General features: G+C 59.1%; 2 protein-coding genes. Both read right to left on the bottom strand.

The genetic code is table 11. From position 1 onward, the window contains the following. Positions 1 to 1,777 (bottom strand): hypothetical protein (locus ACIREA_RS29595; RefSeq protein WP_397385919.1); only part of this gene is annotated, 1,777 nt, incomplete at its 3' end. 93 nt (positions 1,778 to 1,870) lie between these two features. Next, on the bottom strand, positions 1,871 to 3,013 hold the full coding sequence (locus ACIREA_RS29590) for a 1-deoxy-D-xylulose-5-phosphate reductoisomerase (protein WP_397385918.1): 1,143 nt from the start codon (positions 3,011 to 3,013) through the stop codon (positions 1,871 to 1,873). Positions 3,014 to 3,051: the final 38 nt, after the last annotated feature.

Here is a 3,051-nt window from a genome sequence, read left to right as displayed (position 1 = left end):
TGGCGTCGGTGTCACCGTAACCGATGAGTTTTAAATCGGTGTCGACAAGGGTGAGTCGCACGCCAGGCACAGGCTTGCCTGTTTCAAGCGAGGTCACGAAGATCATCGACTCGCGGCCATTGCTCTTTTGCATGATGCCCAGATCGGTGAACTGAACGAGCGTCTGGGTGACAACGCCTTTCTGCTCGATCCCATCAGCAGCAGTGCCTTCGAGTTCGATGAACAGCGGCGCAGCAGGGAAATCGCCGAGCACTTCGCGCCAGTTCAGCTTCAGGATCTCGCTGTGATCCAGCGGCTTGTTCACTGGGAAGCTACGATCAAACACCTGCGTGCCGGGGTAGGCATCGATGGACTGCGTCTTGTAAGCCGCCTTTTGTTTGTCGTTGCCGTAGTAAGCAGTGCGGTAAGCACGGTATTGATCGAGAGCTTTGAGCAGTTCGGGACCGTTGAGCCGTTTCGCCCGCACGCGCACCTGCTTCACGTTTGCGGCGCTGAATTCATAATTCGCATCGCCCTTGGCCAATTGCGCATTGATGAAGGTTGGCGCGGCCAGATAGGGAGGATTGGGAATGAAGGTGACCTCGTTTTTGTAGTTCGCCTGCAACGGCAGGTTGTCCCCCGAGGTCATCGCCATATCGACCGTGACGGTGTACTTCTTGTTCACTTCAAACGGCCCGGTGAAGCGCAATGTGCGTCCGAGAATTTCGACCTTGAGCCCCGTGACCGGACCTTCATCCTTATGAACCACCGACGCCAGTTTTTGACCAAGTGATGTGCGCCGGATGGTGACAAACGGCGCGAGCTTTTGCGCAAAAGCTTCGACCATCTCCTTGGTCATTTCATCATTGGTCGGCGGCAGGAGGCGCTTGTTGAAATCGACATCAATGTAGTAGTCGCTGTCGAATGGCGTGTGCGCTTCGACTTCGCGCACTTCGAACGGTTTGATCTCGCCGAGTTGGATGTCGTCACCCGTGGCGATCTGATTGACGCCGGAGGTGTTGCTGAGGGTTTCAGCGATGGTTAGGCGCCATTTGCCAATGGAGAGCTGAGTTTCAGGCTCAATGATGATGGCGCTCAAGCGGGCGGCATCATCTCCCACGGAAGGCTTCACCTTGGAGATTTCCTCCGCCCAAGTCGCCTGCGGCTCGGTGCCCATGCGAGTGAAGTCCTTGCCCGTGGCGTGGCGGATCTTGGCGGCGACCGGCTGCGGTGATGCTTCAGAGACGAACTTGATGTGCTTGACGACTTCCGCAGGCGTCACGCTGTCGTTGAACTCAAAGAGAAAGCGCGGGGTACGATTCTGCGCATCATCGTCGAACCAGCGTGGATGCTGATCAATAATGCGAAAGCGGGCGCTTTCGACGGAATCAAGCTTTTCGGCCGCGAGCGGTTTGCCCGCGAGGTCCGTCAAACCGGTGCGCAGTTTGAACTCGTAGCTGGCGGCGAACTTTGGTGCCTGCGTCAGGTGAAACTGACCGCTGCGGGTGCTCGTCCACTCAAACGTGCCGGTCAGATCTGGCAGGATGACCAAGGGTGAAGTGGCCGCGTTTTTGCCAATTTGATCCTTCGCCACCATCGCCGTCGGGAACACGACTTCGATGGTCGAATCCGGCGCCAGTTCCTCCGGATTGATGGTGATGTCCGCATGCAGTTCCTGCGGTGGCGGCGCTTTTGTGTCAGAACGGCCTTTAGGCGGAGCCGCGTGAGAGATGGCAGAGGCAGCAACAAACGCCAGCGTCATGGCTGGCAGCAGCGCGAGGCTGAAAGAGGTTTTCACGGCGAACAGTGGGTTCGCCATGAGAGTAGCACGACCCTCGCAGGGGCGAGGACATTTTTGGAGAGTTTTTGGAAACTCCGAACTGGCCTCAAATCAGATCAATTCAGCCGCTTTTCGCCGCGCCCAGGCATCCGCCTCGATAAGCGCCCCGAGGTCAGGATGCTGGACCACCTGATGCGCCGTCATGACCCCCTCGACCGTCTGCCAGATGCCGGGGAATGAGATTTTCCCGTTAAGAAATGCTTCAACGGCAACTTCGTTGGCCGCATTCAGGACGGCAGGCAGGGTGCCGCCGACAATCCCCGCCTGACGGGCGAGGTTGATCGCGGGGAAATCGTCCACTCGGGGCGCTTCGAAGTGCAAGGCTCCGACCTTGGCGAAATCGAGCGGCTTGAGATTGTTCGTCACGCGGTCAGGCCAGGTCACCGCGTATTGGATCGGAAAGCACATGTCGCTGTGGCTGAGTTGGGCGATGACGCTGTTATCGGCAAATTCGACCATGCTGTGGACGATGCTCTGCGGGTGCACGACGACCTCGATCTTGTCCATCGGCACATCGAATAGCCACTTCGCCTCGATCATTTCCAGGCCCTTGTTGAAAAGGGTGGCGCTGTCGATGGTGATCTTGCGGCCCATGGTCCAGGTGGGATGTTTCAGCGCCTGCGCCACGGTGACGCTGGGCAGTTGATCGGCAGGCAACTGGCGGAAGGGGCCGCCGCTGGCGGTTAGCAGAATCCGCTGGACGATGCTGTGCCGGTGGCCTTCGAGGCACTGGAAGATGGCGTTGTGCTCGCTGTCCACGGGCAGGATGTTCACACCTTTGCGTTTCGCGGCCTCAGTGACGGCTTCCCCGGCCATGACGAGGATTTCCTTGCTGGCCACGGCCAGATGCATACCACGCTCAATAGCGGCGAGCGCTGGCGCAAGGCCAGCGGTGCCAACGATGGCGACGAGCACCATGTCGGCATCGGATTCGTTCACAAGATCGACCAGCCCCTGCGTGCCGGTGTGGACCCCGACATCTGCGGGCAGCAGCGCACGTGCTTTTTCCGCGGCAGCAGCATCGGTGAGGGCAACCTGCTTCACGCCGGTTTCACGGACCTGCTGCACGAGCGCCTCGACACTGCAGTTCGCAGCCAGACCGACGATCTGCATGCGCTCGGGAATGTCGCGCGCGACTTTGAGGGCACTGGTGCCGATGGATCCGGTGGAGCCGAGGAGGAGAACTTTGCGCATCACGAATGCTTGCTTTGGCTTATCGTGCGATGGCGGAC

Origin of the sequence: Prosthecobacter sp., assembly GCF_044373815.1 — a bacterium.
Taxonomy (GTDB): domain Bacteria; phylum Verrucomicrobiota; class Verrucomicrobiia; order Verrucomicrobiales; family Verrucomicrobiaceae; genus Prosthecobacter.
The sequence above is the reverse complement of the archived record's forward strand: the minus strand, read 5'-3'. Positions and strand labels throughout refer to the sequence as shown.

Excerpts from the sequence above, each read along its gene's own strand:
- ACIREA_RS29590 (WP_397385918.1), bottom strand. The coding sequence starts at position 3,013 with ATGCGCAAAGTTCTCCTCCTCGGCTCCACCGGATCCATCGGCACCAGT.